General features: G+C 70.5%; 18 protein-coding genes. 14 read left to right on the top strand and 4 right to left on the bottom strand.

Going from position 1 to position 15451, the window contains the following annotated elements; all coding sequences use genetic code 11:
* Positions 1 to 127 precede the first annotated feature (127 nt).
* The 3 genes from EAS64_RS32805 to EAS64_RS32795 all read left to right on the top strand — a co-directional run bounded on the left by EAS64_RS32805 (position 128) and on the right by EAS64_RS32795 (position 2551).
* Positions 128 to 961, top strand: a complete 834-nt coding sequence (locus EAS64_RS32805; protein ID WP_246115972.1) for an IclR family transcriptional regulator — start codon at positions 128 to 130, stop codon at positions 959 to 961.
* Positions 962 to 1141: 180 nt separating this feature from the next.
* Entirely contained in the window at positions 1142 to 1921 is a 780-nt protein-coding gene (locus EAS64_RS32800) for a DUF899 family protein (RefSeq protein ID WP_145859370.1), read from the top strand.
* 198 nt (positions 1922 to 2119) lie between these two features.
* The gene (locus EAS64_RS32795) at positions 2120 to 2551 is read left to right on the top strand and encodes a RidA family protein (protein ID WP_246115971.1); all 432 of its coding nucleotides are present in this window, start codon (positions 2120 to 2122) and stop codon (positions 2549 to 2551) included.
* A 58-nt stretch (positions 2552 to 2609) separates the two neighbouring features.
* Here the strand turns inward: EAS64_RS32795 and EAS64_RS32790 are convergent, their stop codons facing one another.
* Entirely contained in the window at positions 2610 to 3494 is an 885-nt protein-coding gene (locus EAS64_RS32790) for a fumarylacetoacetate hydrolase family protein (protein WP_145859368.1), read from the bottom strand.
* Between the two features lie 101 nt (positions 3495 to 3595).
* On the opposite strand from EAS64_RS32790, the gene EAS64_RS32785 reads away from it, so the two are divergent.
* From EAS64_RS32785 to EAS64_RS32770, 4 genes are all read left to right on the top strand, one after another.
* On the top strand, positions 3596 to 4375 hold the full coding sequence (locus EAS64_RS32785) for an SDR family NAD(P)-dependent oxidoreductase (RefSeq protein WP_145859366.1): 780 nt from the start codon (positions 3596 to 3598) through the stop codon (positions 4373 to 4375).
* 1 nt (position 4376) lies between these two features.
* On the top strand, positions 4377 to 5678 hold the full coding sequence (locus tag EAS64_RS32780) for an amidohydrolase family protein (protein ID WP_145859364.1): 1302 nt from the start codon (positions 4377 to 4379) through the stop codon (positions 5676 to 5678).
* Positions 5675 to 6502, top strand: a complete 828-nt coding sequence (locus EAS64_RS32775) for an alpha/beta hydrolase (RefSeq protein WP_145859362.1) — start codon at positions 5675 to 5677, stop codon at positions 6500 to 6502. Before EAS64_RS32780 ends, EAS64_RS32775 begins: the two co-directional genes overlap by 4 nt.
* A 72-nt stretch (positions 6503 to 6574) precedes the next feature.
* Positions 6575 to 7537, top strand: a complete 963-nt coding sequence (locus EAS64_RS32770; RefSeq protein ID WP_145859361.1) for an alpha/beta hydrolase — start codon at positions 6575 to 6577, stop codon at positions 7535 to 7537.
* A 53-nt stretch (positions 7538 to 7590) separates the two neighbouring features.
* Here the strand turns inward: EAS64_RS32770 and EAS64_RS32765 are convergent, their stop codons facing one another.
* Positions 7591 to 7932: a VOC family protein gene (locus EAS64_RS32765; RefSeq protein WP_145859359.1), complete on the bottom strand. Its 342-nt coding sequence runs from the start codon at positions 7930 to 7932 to the stop codon at positions 7591 to 7593.
* A 59-nt stretch (positions 7933 to 7991) separates the two neighbouring features.
* Here EAS64_RS32765 and EAS64_RS32760 point away from each other — a divergent pair, with 59 nt between their 5' ends.
* From EAS64_RS32760 to EAS64_RS32745, 4 genes are all read left to right on the top strand, one after another.
* Positions 7992 to 8642 (top strand): pyridoxamine 5'-phosphate oxidase family protein, encoded by a 651-nt coding sequence (locus tag EAS64_RS32760; protein ID WP_145859357.1) that lies wholly within the window; start codon positions 7992 to 7994, stop codon positions 8640 to 8642.
* 218 nt (positions 8643 to 8860) lie between these two features.
* On the top strand, positions 8861 to 9352 hold the full coding sequence (locus tag EAS64_RS32755; RefSeq protein WP_145859354.1) for a metallophosphoesterase family protein: 492 nt from the start codon (positions 8861 to 8863) through the stop codon (positions 9350 to 9352).
* A gap of 28 nt (positions 9353 to 9380) precedes the next feature.
* Entirely contained in the window at positions 9381 to 9851 is a 471-nt protein-coding gene (locus tag EAS64_RS32750; RefSeq protein ID WP_246115970.1) for a transglutaminase-like domain-containing protein, read from the top strand.
* The gene (locus EAS64_RS32745) at positions 9848 to 10453 is read left to right on the top strand and encodes a class I SAM-dependent methyltransferase (protein ID WP_145859353.1); all 606 of its coding nucleotides are present in this window, start codon (positions 9848 to 9850) and stop codon (positions 10451 to 10453) included. Before EAS64_RS32750 ends, EAS64_RS32745 begins: the two co-directional genes overlap by 4 nt.
* 17 nt (positions 10454 to 10470) lie before the next feature.
* On the opposite strand, the gene EAS64_RS32740 is transcribed toward EAS64_RS32745, so the two are convergent.
* Positions 10471 to 11103 carry a hypothetical protein gene (locus tag EAS64_RS32740; protein ID WP_145859351.1) on the bottom strand — a complete coding sequence of 211 codons (633 nt, stop codon included), beginning with the start codon at positions 11101 to 11103 and terminating at the stop codon, positions 10471 to 10473.
* A 39-nt stretch (positions 11104 to 11142) separates the two neighbouring features.
* On the opposite strand from EAS64_RS32740, the gene EAS64_RS32735 reads away from it, so the two are divergent.
* Together EAS64_RS32735 and EAS64_RS32730 are read left to right on the top strand one after the other, a co-directional pair.
* Positions 11143 to 11568 carry a pyridoxamine 5'-phosphate oxidase family protein gene (locus EAS64_RS32735; RefSeq protein WP_145859350.1) on the top strand — a complete coding sequence of 142 codons (426 nt, stop codon included), beginning with the start codon at positions 11143 to 11145 and terminating at the stop codon, positions 11566 to 11568.
* Between the two features lie 255 nt (positions 11569 to 11823).
* The gene (locus EAS64_RS32730) at positions 11824 to 12897 is read left to right on the top strand and encodes a metallophosphoesterase family protein (RefSeq protein ID WP_145859348.1); all 1074 of its coding nucleotides are present in this window, start codon (positions 11824 to 11826) and stop codon (positions 12895 to 12897) included.
* Between the two features lie 57 nt (positions 12898 to 12954).
* Here the strand turns inward: EAS64_RS32730 and EAS64_RS32725 are convergent, their stop codons facing one another.
* Positions 12955 to 13734: a hotdog family protein gene (locus EAS64_RS32725; RefSeq protein ID WP_222849783.1), complete on the bottom strand. Its 780-nt coding sequence runs from the start codon at positions 13732 to 13734 to the stop codon at positions 12955 to 12957.
* Positions 13735 to 13876: 142 nt separating this feature from the next.
* Between EAS64_RS32725 and EAS64_RS32720 the strand changes: the two genes are divergently transcribed.
* On the top strand, positions 13877 to 15358 hold the full coding sequence (locus tag EAS64_RS32720) for an MFS transporter (protein WP_222849782.1): 1482 nt from the start codon (positions 13877 to 13879) through the stop codon (positions 15356 to 15358).
* Positions 15359 to 15451 lie beyond the last annotated feature (93 nt).

Genomic DNA, 15451 nt, shown 5'->3' with positions numbered 1-15451 from the left:
CTTCACCCGGCTTGCCCTGAAGAATGAGTGGCGTGGCTCGCCCCAGTCAGGAATGATGCCATTGAATGGAACGCGATTGTGGTGATCGTCTCAACGGTGAGGATCGTCGCGTCCGCGGAGGTGGCCCGTGACGACGGCTGCGACCGAGCCGGTGACCAGGGTCCGTGGCAAGCGCCCGCCGGAGGGTGAGCCGGTGGTGGACCGCGCGCTCGCGCTGCTCGCGGCGTTCGACGCGTCCCGCCGGACGCTGTCCCTGCGCGAGCTGTCCCGGCGCAGTGGCATCCCGGTCAGCTCGACGCTGCGGCTGGCAGGCCGGCTGCTCGCCTGGGGTGCGCTCGAGCGCGACGACCAGGGGCGGTACTCGATCGGGCTGCGGCTGCTCGAAGTCGCCTCGCTCGCGCCCCGCGGCCACGGCCTGCGGCAGGTCGCCCTTCCCTTCATGAGCGACCTCGCGGCGGTGACCAGGCAGCACGTCCAGCTCGCGGTGCGCGAGGGGCACGAGGCGACCCTGGTGGAGCGGTTCTCCTCGCACAGCGCGGTTGCCGTGCGGTACCGGGTCGGCGGCAAGCTGCCGCTGCACTGCACGGGGATGGGGCTCGCGCTGCTCGCGTTCGCGCCGCTCGAGGTGCAGGAGGAGGTGCTCGCCCAGCCGCTGCGTGGCGAGCCGGACCAGAACCTGATACCGCCCGCGGTGATGCGCAGGACGCTCGCCGAGGTCCGCCGCGAACGCCTGGCCATCTACCGCCGCATGGAAGAGCCGCCGATCGTGGCGGTCGCCGCGCCGATCTTCGGCGAGCGCGAGGAGGCCATCGCCGCGATCGGCCTGCTGCTGCCGGAGCGCGAGGCCCAGCCTCGGCGGATCGGCTACGCCGTGCAGACCGCCGCGCAGAGCATCTCCCGCCAGCTCGGCGCCCCGAGCATGCTCGACGCGAGCCGTCACGGCGCCCACGAGCAGGGCTGACCCGCGGCGGCGACAGCCTGACGCGCCGGTCCCGGCGGCCGCGAGGCTGCGATCGCCGCCCCGATGACTTCCGGCTGGGTCGCTCGTCTGCCTTGGTGACCGTCGCAGCACGCCGGGGAGCCCAGCCAGACGACCCAGCAAGATGGCCCAGCCCGCCACGAGACACCACGGAGGACGACCATGACGACTACGCCGGACCCGACCGCCGCACTGAAGGGCCGCCCGCCCGTGGTCGACCAGGCCACCTGGCAGGCCGCCCGCGAGGAGCTGCTTGTCCGCGAGAAGGCTCACACCCGCGAGGGCGACGCCATCGCCGCGGCCCGCCGCCGGCTGCCGATGGTGGAGTTCGACGGGACCGTCGAGATCACCGGGGCCGACGGCCCTGTCCCGTTCACCGACCTGTTCCAGGGCCGCGACGAGCTCCTGGTCTACAAGCACATGTGGTGGGACGGCTCGCCGCACCAGGGGCAGTGCGAGGGCTGCACCGTCGCGGCCTGGCACACGCGCGACGCGTCCTACCTCAATGCCCGCGGCGTCTCGTTTGCCATCCTGACCACAGGCCCGTGGGACGAGGTGGCACCCTTCACCGAGTTCATGGGCTACACCCAGCCCTGGTACTCGGTGCGCGGCCTGGACGAGCCGGTCGGCGGTGACATGGGCTACTTCGCCTGCTTCCTGCGCGACGGCGACCGCGTCTTCCTCACCTACTCCACGACGGGCCGCGGCACCGAGGTGGCCAGCGGTTCCTTCGCCCTGCTCGACCTGACCCCCTACGGCCGCGGCGAGGCCTGGCAGGACACCCCCGAGGGCTGGCCCGAGGGCCAGCACCCCTGCTGGTACTGGCGCACGGACGTGGACGGAAACCCCACCTGGGGCCCGACCGGCCGCCCCGCACCGCAGTGGACCCGGCCGAACGCAACCCCCGAGCAAACCCTCGGCCGCAGCGGCGACCAGCACTGACCCGCCCCCGCCAAGGATCACGAACCGCCCACGATCGTCTGCCATCGACCCGGGGCAGCGCGTGACCAGTGGGGTGGTTGAGGCAGCCGTTCGGGATGATATTTGGCGCGGCGCCTCCTAGCCGGAAATCGGTTGACGGTCTAAGGCTGATGCCGATGGGGTGATGCCTTGGCGGGACAAGCGACGAGACTGAACGCGGTGGCGACGTCGTGCCGCGGAGGGGAGAAGGCGATGACGGTGCTGCGGCATGTGGCGGCTCCCGAGGGGATGGCCGCGGGGCAGGGCTATAGCCACGTGGTCACCGGCCGCGGGCGGCTGGTGGTGGTGAGCGGGCAGGTCGCGCAGGACTCCCGCGGCGAGCTCGTCGGACCAGGCGACGCCGGCGCCCAGGCGCGGCAGGTGTTCGAGAACCTTGGCCGCTGCCTGGCCGCGGCGGGCGCCGGGTTCGGCGACGTGGTGAAGTTCGGTTTCTACCTCCTCGACGTCGCCGACCTGCCCGCGGTGCGGGTGGCCAGGGACGCTGTCATCGACACCGCGAAGCCGCCCGCGAGCACCGCCGTCCAGGTGGCGGCCCTGTTCGCACCCGGCTACCTGATCGAGGTAGAGGCCTGGGCCCTGGTCGACGACTGACCGCCGTCCCCGGCACGACCCCAGGGAGACCCCGACCACCCCTGACGCCGCCGAGTGGCTAGACCCAGCTGTCGGCAGGCGGCGGCTCCGTGCCGTAAGCGTCGCGCCACGAGACGACGGTGTTGCGGAGGATGCCGAGCTTCTCGATCTCGGCCTCCACCACGTCGCCAGGCTTGAGGTAGTTGGCGAACGGGTCGTCGGTGCTGGCCGCGACCCCGGCCACGGTGCCGGTGGTGAGCAGGTCGCCCGCGCTGTAGACCTGCGGCGAGTGGTAGGCCACCAGCTGCGGTATCGACACCGACATCTTGCGGGTGTTGGACTTCTGCCGGACCTGGCCGTTGACGCGCAACTCCATGTCCAGGTCGTGCGGGTCGTCGACCTCGTCCGCGGTGAGGATGTACGGGCCGATCGGGCAGAAGGTGTCGATCGCCTTGGAGAAGGAGAAGACGCCCGACTTCATCTCGTTGCGCTGGATGTCGCGCGCGGTGATGTCGTTGAAGACCAGGTAGCCGCCGATGTGCTCGACCGCCTGCTCGGCGGAGAAGAACTTGCCTGGCTTGCCGATGACGATCGCCATCTCAAGCTCGTAGTCGAGCTCACTGGTCAGCTGCGTTGGGTAGACGATCGGGTCGTCGGGGCCGATGATCGCGTCCACGTTCTGGAAGAAGACGATGCCCTTGTTGACCGGGTGCGACCAGTTGACCCGGGCCAGGTCCTCGTGATGCTCGCGGAAGTTCCCCGCGGTGTGGAAGAACTTCTTCGGCACGATCGGCGCGCGCAGCCGCACCTGGGCCAGCCGGTAGCGGTTGCCCGTCTCGCCCACCTGCCGGTCGCGCTCGAAGAACTCCCTGGCGGAGGCGACCTCGAGCTCGATCACCTGGTCGCCGTCGATATAGCCGACGCGATTAAGGCCGGCGCCGTCGTTGAAGGTCACGAGTTTCATGCCACGTAGCCCACCAGGAAAGCCGCCGAGCGACCGCCTGAGTTGCCAATCAATGGAACAGCACATTGTCCGGATCGCGACCCTGGTCTTCACTGCTCAGCATGACGTTTCCGCAGCGCTTTACTGGCAAGACTGTCCTGGTCACCGGCGCGGGCACCGGCTTCGGCGCCGAGGTCGCGGTGCGCGCGGCGCAAGAGGGCGCCGACGTGGCCGTGCACTACCGCAGCTCGGCGGATGGCGCGCGGCTGACCGCCGCCCGCGTCGAGGCCGAGGGACGCAAGGCCTTCGTGGTCCAGGCCGATATCACCGACTGGGCGCAGATCAAGCGGATGGCCGACGCGGTATGGGACTTCTTCGGCCGGCTGGACGTAGCGATCAACAACGTCGGCGACATGGCGAGTGAACAGATGTCCTGGCGGGACATCTCCGAGGAGTCAATCGACCACACCCTGGCGGTCGACATCAAGGGCACCCTGATGTGCACGCACGAGTTCGGCTCCCGCATGCTCGAGCAGGACAGCGGCGGGTCAATCGTCAACATCGGCTCCACCGTGATCGTGCGCGGAAGCGCCCGCGCGCCGCAGTACGCGGCGGCCAAGTACGGCATCGTCGGCCTCACCAAGTCCTACGCGCACGCGTTCGCGCCCAAGGTCCGGGTGAACGTGTTCGCACCCGGGTTCATGGAGACCGAGCGCATGCTTAACCGCGAGGACTACAAGAACGGGCGCGGCGACAAGCTGCGCGAGATGACCCCGATGCACCACATACCCAAGCCCGAAGAGGTGGCAGGCACCGCCCTGTTCCTGGCCAGCCAGGACGCGGGGCACATCACCGGCGGCTATCTTGTGGCCGACGGCGGCTACAACATGATCGGAGCGTGACATGTCCGACCCGACAGCGCCCGCTGACCAGCGCATCGTCTTCCGCGGCGGCCTCGTCTTCGACGGCTCGGGCGCGCCGGCCGTGCCAGGCGACGTCGTGGTCCGCGGCGGCACCATCGAGTCGGTCCGCGTCGGCGGCGGCACCGAGGCCGAGCCAGGCGACCAGGTGATCGACTGCGCCGGGCTGACCGTCATGCCCGGCCTGATCGACTCGCACTGCCACCTGACGTTCCCCTCGGCGCTCGGCCACATCGACCCGTCGTTCAACCCGCCGGTCGACGTCAGCTTCTTCCACCACATGCCGACACCGGATGAGCACCTGGAAATCGCCAAGCGGAACGCCAGGATCCTCCTCGACCACGGCTTCACCAGCGCCTATTCGGCCGGGTCGCTGACCCCGGTGCCGACCGAGGTGTTCCTGCGCGACCAGATCGCGGCGGGCGCCACCCCGGGACCGCGGCTGCGCGCCGCGTCCTTCGAGCGGGACAACAACCCGGTGCAGATGGGCCCGGACGGGCCGCGGCCCAAGGAGACCGGCCCGGGTGCGGTGCGCGCGTTCATCGCCGAGCAGGCTGCCATCGGCTTCGACAGCGTCAAGCTGCTGCTGTCCAACGACGACGTCTTCTTCGAGGGCGGGTCGATGGTCACCCAGTACAGCCAGGAGGAGGCCGCCGCCGCCGGCGAGCAGGCCCGCGAGTCCGGCGTCTGGCTCAACTGCCATGCGCAGAACCCGTCGTCCATCCAGCTCGCCGTGCGCAACGGGTTCCGCTCCATCTACCACTGCTCCTACGCCGACCCCGAGACCATCGACATGCTCGACGAGGCGAAGGACTCCATCTTCCTGTCCCCGGCCGTCGGCATCATGTGGGCGAACGTGTACGAGGGTGCGGAGTACGGAATCGATACAGCGATGGCCGAACGGATGGGCTCGGTGCGCTCGCTGGAAGCCATGACCTTCCTGTACCCAGAGCTGCGCAGCCGCGGGCTTCGCGTGCTGCCGGGCGGCGACTACGGCTTCCCGAACAACCCGATCGGCAGGAACGCCAGGGACCTCGACCTGTTCGTCCGGCTCTTCGGCTACACCCCGGCCGAGGCGCTGCGGGCCGCGACCTATTACGGCGGGCTGGTCCTGGACATGCCGGTGGGGCTGCTCACGCCCGGCTACCACGCGGACATCCTCGTCGTCGACGGCTTGCCCGCCGACGACGTCACCGTGCTGCAGGACCCGGACAACCTGCTGGCCATCGTGCAGGGTGGCCGGTTCCACAAGCGGGCCGAGCGGCTGGAGCGGGCGACGGCATGAGCGACACGCCCGGCCTCGCCGGGGTGACCTGCCACCGGGACATCGAGTACGCCGAGATTCCGGGGTTCCGGCCGCTCGAACTCGACCTGTACCTGCCGCCCCTTGCCGGCCTCGGCCCGGTGCCTGTCGTGATCCACGTGCACGGGGGCGGGTGGCGGCGCGGCTCGCGCCGCCATACCCTGCCCGCGCTCGGCGAGAACTTCTACGCCGGTCTCGCCGCCCGCGGCATCGCCGTGGCGGCCATCGACTACCGGCTCAGCGGCGAGGCGCGCTACCCGGCCGCGGTCGACGACGTGCGCGCCGCCGTGGCGTGGGCGCGCGCCGCGCTGCATAGCTACGGACCGGCCGGCTCCGGTTCACTCGGCACCGGTGTCGCCGCTGGCCCTGTGGCGCTGTGGGGCGATTCGGCCGGCGGGCACCTGGCGCTGCTCGCCGCGCTCACCGGCACCGACGTGGACGGCGTGGTGGCCTGGTTCCCCGTCACCGACCTGGCCGGCCTGGACGGCGACGATCCTGCGTCCCGTGAGGCGCTGTTCCTCGGCGCGCCGCCCGCCCAGGTCCCCGACCTGGCACGGGAGGCCAGCCCGGTCACGCACGTCCATCCGGACGCGCCGCCGGTGCTCCTGATGCACGGCGACAGCGACGCCATGGTGCCGGCCGACCAGAGCATCCGGTTCGCCAAGGCACTCAATGATGCCGGCGGATCGGCGGCGCTCGAACTCGTGCCCGGCGCGTCGCATTTCTGGGACGGCGCGGCCGACGTGCCCGGCATCGTGGCGCGCTCGGCCGGCTTCGTCCAGTCGCTCAGCCCCCGGCATGCCTGACCCGGGGCACCAGCTCCAATCAATGAAACGGGGTCTTCCGGCCGGCCGCGTTCGGCCGGCAGACTGCCGGTCATGCCGATTCATGCCGCGATGAGCTCGCGTTTCCCGCTGCTCGACTCCGTGCCCTCGATGCAGGCGCTGGTGGAGGACCCGGCCTACGCGCAGGTCCGCGCGCAGTTCGAGTCCCACCCCGATTACCAGGTGCCCGAGGTGAGCGTCCGCTGCGCCGAGGTGCCGGGCCCGCACGGCGCCGTGCCTGTGCGCGTCTATGGAGAGTCCGCCGGCGGCACAGACCGCCCGTGCCTGGTCTGGATGCACGGCGGCGGCTTCGTCGCCGGGAACCTGGCCATGCCCGAGGCCGACTGGACGGCGCGCGAGCTTGCCCTGCGGGCCGGCTCGGTGGTGGTCAGCGTCGACTACCGGCTGTGCAACGACGGGGTGCACTTCCCTGTCCCGCACGACGACGTGCTGGCGGCGGTGCGCTGGGCCAGGGAAAGCGCGGCGGACCTGGACATCGACGCGGACCGGATCTCGGTCGGCGGCGCGAGCGCGGGAGCGAACCTGGCGGCAGGCGCCGCGCTGCGGCTCCGGGATGTGGACGGGCTCCCGCCGGCACACCTCATCTTCGCCTACGGCGTGGCACACCACGTCATTCCGCCGATGTCCGCCGACCACGCCGCGCTGATGCACGAGGTGCCCGCGCTGTTCAAGTTCCCGCCGGAGGCGACGAGCTTCCTTAACGTGAATTTTCTCGGCGGTCCCGTCAGCAGCGCCAACGGCTATGCCTTCCCCGCGCTCGCCGACCTGCGCGGAATGTGCCCCACGCTGGTGCTCAACGCCGAGTATGACAACCTGCGCGCCTCCGGGCAGGCGTTCGCGGCCGCGCTCGCCGCCGCCGGGGCCGACGTCCGGCAGGTCATGGTCGCCTCGATGCTGCACGGGTTCCTCAACCTGCCCGCCTCGATCGGCCCGGTCGGCGAGGCCCTCGACCTGATCGCAACCGTGCTCCACACCCCCGCGGCGATCGCGTCCTGACTCGTCCTGCCCCATCCCGTCGCCCCCACCCGTCACGCCAGCCGACGGTCGTCTTACGGCCGGGGGTGACGGGGCTCGTAGATCGGCAACTCGGAGCCGTCGGGCAGCCGGATCGCCGCGAGCAGCCCCCAGCGCTGGTCGGTGACCTCCTGGGCCACCTCGACGCCCTTGCTGCGCAGTTCTGCGAGGGTCGCGTGGATGTCGTCGCACATGAGGTAAAGCTCGTGGTAGCCGTCCCCGTCGGCCGGGTGCACCGCCAGTTCGGCGGGCGGCAGCGCGAAGATGGGCCAGCCGCCCCCCGCGTCCACCGACGGCATGCCGAGGACGTCGGCGAAGAACGCGCGCACCTGCTCCGCTTGCGGAGAGAACATGATCGCATGCAGTCCGTTGATCACGCCGTGATCCTAGCCGAAGCCGTTCAGCGGACTCCCTCTGGCAGGCGAGACTAATGATCATGAGTTCCCGCATAGATCGCGGCCGCACGGCCATCACCCGGCTCCCCGAGTACGCATCGGCCGACAGGGAGGCACTCGACCGGCTGCTCGACGAGCAGATCATGGGCCACGTGGGCCTCGTCAGGCCGGACGGCTACCCGGTGGTGCTGCCGACCGCGATCGCCAGGGACGGCGGCCGCTTGCTCCTGCACGGCTCGACCGGCTCTCCCTGGATGCGCGCCGCCGCGAGCGGCGCACCGGTCTGTGTGCAGGTAACCGCCGCCGACGCGATCATCGTTGCCCGCTCCGCCTTCGAGTCGTCGCTGCGCTACCGCAGCGCCGTGCTGTTCGGCGTCTGCGAGTCTCTCGACGGCGAGCAGAAGCAGGCGGCGCTCGACGTGCTCACCGAGCACCTCATCCCAGGCCGGACACGAGAAGTCCGCAGGCCCACCGCCAAGGAGCTCGCCGCGACGCTGGTGCTCGCCCTGCCCATCGCCGAGTGGTCGCTCAAGATCTCCGACGGCTGGTCCGAGGACCCGGAGTCTGACATCGCAGGCGACGCCTGGGCCGGCGTGCTCCCCATCGTCACCGGCTACGGAGAACCCGTCGCGGCCCCGGACCTCAGGCCAGGCATCGCCGTCCCCGCCTCGGTCCGCCAGCTAGCGCGGTAACCGGGCCGGCCCCGGAATCATCCCTGCCTTTCTCAAAGTGAAAACCGGGCAAAGAGCGTGAGTTCCACTGACGGCAGGCGCATCCGCGCCCGGCCGGCCTGGGATCTCCAGGCCGGCCGGGCGCGGCCATTCCCACGGCCTACAGTGAATGACGCGCCAAGAGCGGCGAGGCACGCTCTAGGTCACTGGCCGCGGGAGAAGACGGGAGGCCGGTCACGATGCGGATCGTCGTCTTGTCCGACACGCACGCTCCACGGCGCTGGAAGTCCTGCCCGCCCGCGGTCGCGGCCCAGCTGCGCGACGCGGACCTGATCCTGCACGCGGGCGACGTGTGCACAGCCGCCGTGCTCGACGAACTGGCCCAGTACGCCCCGGTGACCGCGGTCGTCGGCAACAACGACGGCCCAGACGTCGAAGCCTGGGGCGCCGCGGAGACGGCCTCGCTCGCGCCGGAAGGCCTGCGGATCGCCATGATCCATGACAGCGGCCAGGCCACCGGGCGGCTGCCCAGGATGCGGGCCAGGTTCCCCGAGGCGGACCTTGTCGTCTTCGGTCATTCGCATATCCCGCTCGACGCCGCCGGCGGGACCCTGCGCATCTTCAACCCCGGCTCGCCGACCGACCGGCGCCGCCAGCCGCACGGCACCCTCGGTGTGCTGGACGTGACGGATGGTGCCCTGGTTGAGGCGCGTATCGTCGAGGTCGGATAGCCGCCAACGAAGCAGGAGGTCACGCCGGATGCCCGCATACGACGTGGAGGCCGCGGTCGATACCGCCCGCACGCCGCCGCCGCTCGCCGCCGCCGACCCGTCGGCGTACCTCGCAGCCGACGACGTGGTGCAGAGCGACGACGCGGAAATCGCCCGGCTCGCCGGGGAACTCCGTGCAGGCGCACCAGACGACGTCGCGTTCACCAGGTCCGCGTACGAATGGGTCCGCGACCAGGTCACCCACTCGGTAGACGCTCAGGACCCCACGGTCACGGTGACCGCGACCGAGGTGCTCGCCGCCCGCACCGGCCTGTGCTACCGCGAGCGAGTCGCCTTCATCGCCGACCCGGCCGCGGGCGAGGTGGACTATCCCGACATCATGGCGCGGCCCGCGCCGCCCGTGCTCGCCGCGCTGCGCGGCAGCGACGACGTGCTCGAGCTGTGCCGCACCGGACTTCCCGCGGCGCTCGACTCAGCGGGAACGGAAGGCGGCTCATGACCACGCCGCCGAGCTGGGACGCGATGTACGAACCGGATGGGGCCCCGCCGCCCTGGGACATCGGCAAACCCCAGCAGGCTTTCCTCCGCCTGGCCGACCAGGGACTGCTGACCGGGCGGCTGCTCGACGCGGGCTGCGGCACGGGAGAGCACACGCTGCTCGCTGCCGCCAGGGGCGCGCAGGCCACGGGCGTCGACATTTCAGCGCATGCCATCGCGAAAGCCCGCGCGAAGTCGGCGGAACGGGGCGTGCAGGCCAACTTCGAGGTCGCGGACGTGCTGAGTCTCGGGCAGCTCGGCATGACGTTCGACACGATCATCGACAGCGGAGTGTTCCACGTCTTCAGCGACGAGGACCGCGCCAGGTACGTCGCGAGCCTCGCCTCGGTGCTGCCATCGGGCGGCCGCTGCTACCTGATGTGCTTCAGCGACCGCCAGCCGGGTGACTACGGCCCGCGCCGGGTCACCCAGGGCGAGCTGCGCACCGCATTCGCCGACGGCTGGACGGTAGACGGCATCGACGCGGACACCTTCGAGGTCAACCCGGGAGCACTGCCGGTCACCACCGTGCACGCCTGGCGGGCCGCCCTCCACCGGATATAGCCGGCCGGCCGGATGCGTCAGTCCGGCAGGGTCCGTCCGGCGGCGAAGTCGGCGGCCTGGATGAGGAACTCCGTGCAGCGGTTGAAGGTGCGGACGATGTCACGTCCGGCGAGCCGTGCCTGGTAGGCGCGGTACCGGCTCAGCTCCCAGCGCCGCGCCCGCGGCGTGAGTGCGCCAAGTCCTGGCTCCGGCTGCGGGCGCCACGTCCAGGCCGTGCTGCCGTCGTCGCGAGTGGCCGAGCAGACGAACTCGGCAGGCTCGACGGATTTCCCCAGCTGATTGCGGACATAGCGCAGTCCTTCCAGGGCTTCCTCGGTCTTCCGCCGCCGCACGGCCTTGCTCGCGAGGGCGTTTTCGTAGTCGTGCGGGTGGTAGCGGACGAGGGTGGCGTCAACCAGCGTGATCCACCACACCGTCTCGCCCACCGCCGGCGCCAGCCGAGGCAGGTCCCAGGCGCCGGACACGGCGAGCCGCCCCGTCGCCTCCGTCATCGCCGTGACGGACCAGTCGATCGCGACCGCGGGCGCGGAAGCCACGCCCGCGTGCTCGCGGTTCCACGCCATCCGGCAGTGTGCCGAGCAGAACCGTGCGTGCTCGCGTCTCGGCGTGAACGGCAGTCCGCACTGCACGCACTCACGGACTTCGGTCACGGCTTCGATCGTACGGCGCCAAGGCCTAGGCTCGTGCCCATGAGCGTGTTCACCGATGCCGAGATCGAGTTCCTGAACAGTCAGCGCCTTGGCAGGCTTGCCACGGTCGGTGCCGATGGCATGCCGCACGTGGTGCCGGTGGCGGTCTTCTACGACGCGGACGCCGAAGCCCTGGTCATCGGCGCGAACGCGCAGTTCGGCGAGACGGTCATGGTCAAGTCGAAGAAGTTCCGTGACGTCCAGCGCCGGCCGAAGGCGGCAGTCGTCATCGACGCGCCGTCACCGCGGATCCTCGAGGTCCGCGGGCACGCGGAGGCTCGCCTCGACGGCGGCGAGGAGACAGGGAAGCGACTCGGCGCACCGTTCCAGTTCGCCCAGGCATGGATACTCATCCGCCCGACCCGCGTCGTGTCCATGGGCATCAACGGCGGCCAGTTCGAGTCCTCCGCCCGCGACGTCGCCTGAACCAGAGCCACCCCAGTCAAAGGCTAAAGAATTCTCTGAGCGAAAACAGAGGTTCCATTCACCTTCCGCTCTCCTGTCGGCCACGCGCGGATTGAGGCTTCCACTTAGGTTCCCCCCGGATACGCCTCTTCTAGCAGAAGGAGCCGAGGGTGCGATCTCGTTCGTACATCATGGCGCTTGGCCTGGCCGGAGTTACCATGCTCGCGGTCGCCGGCGGCGCCGTAGCAGACCAGCGGGCCTTGAACGACTGGCCCTATGCCGCAGCCCCCCCACGGTGACACGTCCTACACACTCGCGGCGGTTGGCGACATCGCCTGCGAGCCCGACGACGCGCAGAACGCTGCCACGCCGGCGGCACTGAAGTGCGGCAGCCCCTCGCTCGGCGGCTTCTCCGCCGAGTTCGCGACGGCGCAGCAGGCCGACGCGATGCACCCCGACGCGGTGGCCCTGCTCGGCGACGAGCAGTACGAAGTGGGCAAGCTCACCGACTTCGAGCAGTCCTTCGAGCAGGCCTGGGGCGGCCTGAAGATGCTCGAGCGCCCGGCTCCTGGCAACCACGAGTACTACGCCTACACCAAGAAGGGCGACAACGAGGTCGGCCAGAACGGCACGGGCTACTTCGCCTACTTCAACGGCCACACCCAGGCTGGCACCCCGAACGCGCAGGGGCAGGCAGGTGACGACACCGCCGCCAACCAGGGCTGGTACTCCTACAACGTGGGCAACTGGCACATCGTCTCGCTGAACATCGAGTGCAACTCGGCGGCGTTCAACAACGACTGCTCCACCACCGACGGCGGCCTGCTCGCCCAGGAGACCCAGTGGCTGGCGACGGACCTGGCAAGCAACCGCCAGGCGTGCACGATCGCCTACTGGCACCAGCCGACATTCACCGCGGCCGATCCGGTTAGCGCCACCCTCCCGAACCCGAGCGTCCCCGGCGCGGACAGCGCCGAGGGCCTCGCCGCCGACGCCTGGTGGAAGCTGCTGTACAAGTCGCACGCGACGCTGGTACTCAACGGGCACGAGCACTACTACGCGCGCTTCCGCCCGATGGACCCGGCAGGCAACTACGACCCGCGCAACGGCATACCGCAGTTCATCGTCGGCAGCGGCGGCGAGGCCCTGGACACCCTCGCGACCAATGCCGACGGCAGCTACAGCAACCCGAACGTGGTCACCGCCCAGGATCAGGCGTACGGCGTGATGAAGCTGACCTTGCACGAGCACAGCTACAGCTGGGACTACCAGCCCGCGCTCGCCGGGCCTAACGCGAGCGCCACGGCGATGAGCTACAGCGACTCGGGTAGCGCCTCCTGCCGAGGCTAACCATCCAAAACCGCGATGGCGCGGGTCCGGGCCGGCCGGACCCGCGCCACCGGCGTTTCATGAACCGGCGAGCCGCCAGATGGCGACGTGCCTGCCCGCCGCCACCACGTCGTCGGCCGAACGCCAGGCCACATCCAGGGCGACGAAACGGTGCCCCTTGTGCGCCCACTCCTCGGCGACGGCGGCGTGCACCGCTATGGCCTCGCCGACCCTGACGGCCCGCCGGTGCGTGATGGACGACTCGACGTGGATCCACGGCGGCAGGACCACGTTCGCCGCGAGCACCCAGTTCGCACCCTCAAGCAGCATGCCTGGATGGAGCGCGTCAAGGGTCCACTCGCCGGCGCCGATCTTCTCGACGTAGCTGGTCAGAGCTTCCTCGCCGGCCGGCAGCGGTATCCAGCCGAGTGAGGTGCCGGTGGCGAGTGCGGACTCCGACGCGGGGGGTCGGCGGCTAGCGGCGGGCGCCGGGTCGCGGCTCACGACGGCCGGCCCCCGGTCGTCCGCACCTGCCGATGCCCGCCCGGTCACGCAGACCTCGCCTCGCGACCGCACCGCGATGGCGCCATCGGGCCCTAGCTCGATCTCCAGCAGATCGCCCTCGTAGCAAGGCTTGCGGAAGCGCACCTCGGTCCTGCCGCGCGCGACCCAGCCGGGATCAGCCAGGGCCGTCGCGACATAGCCGTAGACGATGACGCCGGGGACCAAGCCGCCCTGGAAGCCATAGCGACGGGCGACATCGTCGGCATGGATACGGTTCTCGCTTTCCGTCGCCGGATTGCGCGCGGTAATCGTGCAGCTGCGGGTACCCGTCATTGCTCCCTCGCCGGTTCTCACGCCATAGCCTCCGCTCCATACAACTGCCTGACCTGCCCCCTGCCAACCCCCAGCTGCAAAAGACATCAAGACTCGTTTAAGACTTGACACTAAATGAGTCTCAGACTCATTATGGTCTCGGGATCATCTTATGGGAGGAACCGTGGACCACAAGCTGGAAACCGGCGGCGCCGCACGCCCCGCCGCACGTCAAGCCGTCGGCCGAACAGGTGGCCCGCGCGGTCTCGGCCTGGCGCTGCTCATCATCGCTACCGCGCAGCTGATGCTGGTGCTCGACGACACCATCGTGAACGTCGCGCTGCCCGCCATGCAGCGCTCGCTGCACCTGCCCGCATCCAGCCTGAACTGGGTGATCAGCTTCTACGCGCTCGCATTCGGCGGACTGCAGCTGGCCGGCGGCCGCGCGGGCGACCTGTTCGGCAGGCTGCGGCTGTTCCGCGCGGGGATCGCCGTCTTCGTCCTGGCGTCGATGGCGGGCGGGTTCGCGCCGAACGAGACGGTGCTGATCACCGCCCGCATCGTGCAGGGCTGCGGCGCCGCGATGGCCGCCCCGTGCGCGCTGTCGCTGCTCGCCGTCACCTTCCCGGCCGGCCCGGCACGGACCAAGGCCCTCGGCGTGTACGGCGCGATGGCCGGGCTCGGTTCGGTGGTCGGCCTGCTGCTCGGCGGCACGCTGACCGAGTACGCCAGCTGGCGCTGGGTGCTGTTCATCAACGCGCCGATCGGCATCGCGGTGCTGGCGGCCACCTGGACCGGCGTGCTCGTGCCCGGCGACACCGAGCGCGGCAGGCTCGACGTGCCCGGCGCGGTCACCGCGACCCTCGGCATCGCCTCGCTGATCTACGCGCTCACCCGCGGCGGCAGCGACGGCTGGACCGACGAGGGCACCCTCGCCGCGTTCGGCATCGGAGCCGTCCTGCTCGGCGCGTTCGCCGTGGCCGAGCGGCGCAGCCGGGCGCCGATGCTGCCGGTCAGCGTGATCCGCGACCGCAACAGGGGCGGCGCCAACGCGGTGATGCTGCTGCTCGGCACGGTCATGCTCGCCATGTACTACCTGCTCACCCTCTACATGCAGCTGGTGCGCGGCTATTCGGCACTGCACACCGGGCTGGCCTACCTGCCGAACGTGGTCGGCGTGGGCATCGCGGCCGCCGGCCTCGGTCCCCAGTTGCTCGCGAAGCTGCCCGCGCGGGGCGTCGTGGCGAGCGGAATGCTCATCTCGGCTGTCGGCCTGGCGTGGGCCGCCGCGCTGCTGTCCCCGACGTCGAACTACTGGGCGGTGCTGGTCCCCGCCATGCTGGCGGCCGGCGTCGGCGCCGGCCTGACGTTCGTCGGCTGCACGTCGCTCGGCATGCTCGGCGTCGCGCCGCGCGACTCAGGCGTCGCGGCCGGCCTGCTGAACACCAGCACCCAGTGCGGCGCGGCGCTCGGCCTCGGCGCCCTGGCCGCCGTCGCCTCGGCCGTGACTAGGAGCCAGCTGGCGGCGCACACCCCCATGGCAGCGCTGACCAACGGCTACGCCGCTGGCCTGCTCGCCGGCGCCGCCATCTACGCGGCAGGCGCCGTCGTCGCGGCACTCACCATCAACGCACGGCTGAGTCCCGACGAACTGGCCACTCACTAGTAATCGAAACGGTTGGTGGTTTCACGCTCACCCGAACCGTGAAACCACCAACCGTTATGCCTGCCCCTCAGAATTAACTTGTACTCGACTGTA

Source organism: Trebonia kvetii (assembly GCF_007827045.1).
Classification (GTDB): Bacteria; Actinomycetota; Actinomycetes; order Streptosporangiales; family Streptosporangiaceae; genus Trebonia; species Trebonia kvetii.
This window is presented reverse-complemented; position numbering and strand designations above follow the sequence as displayed.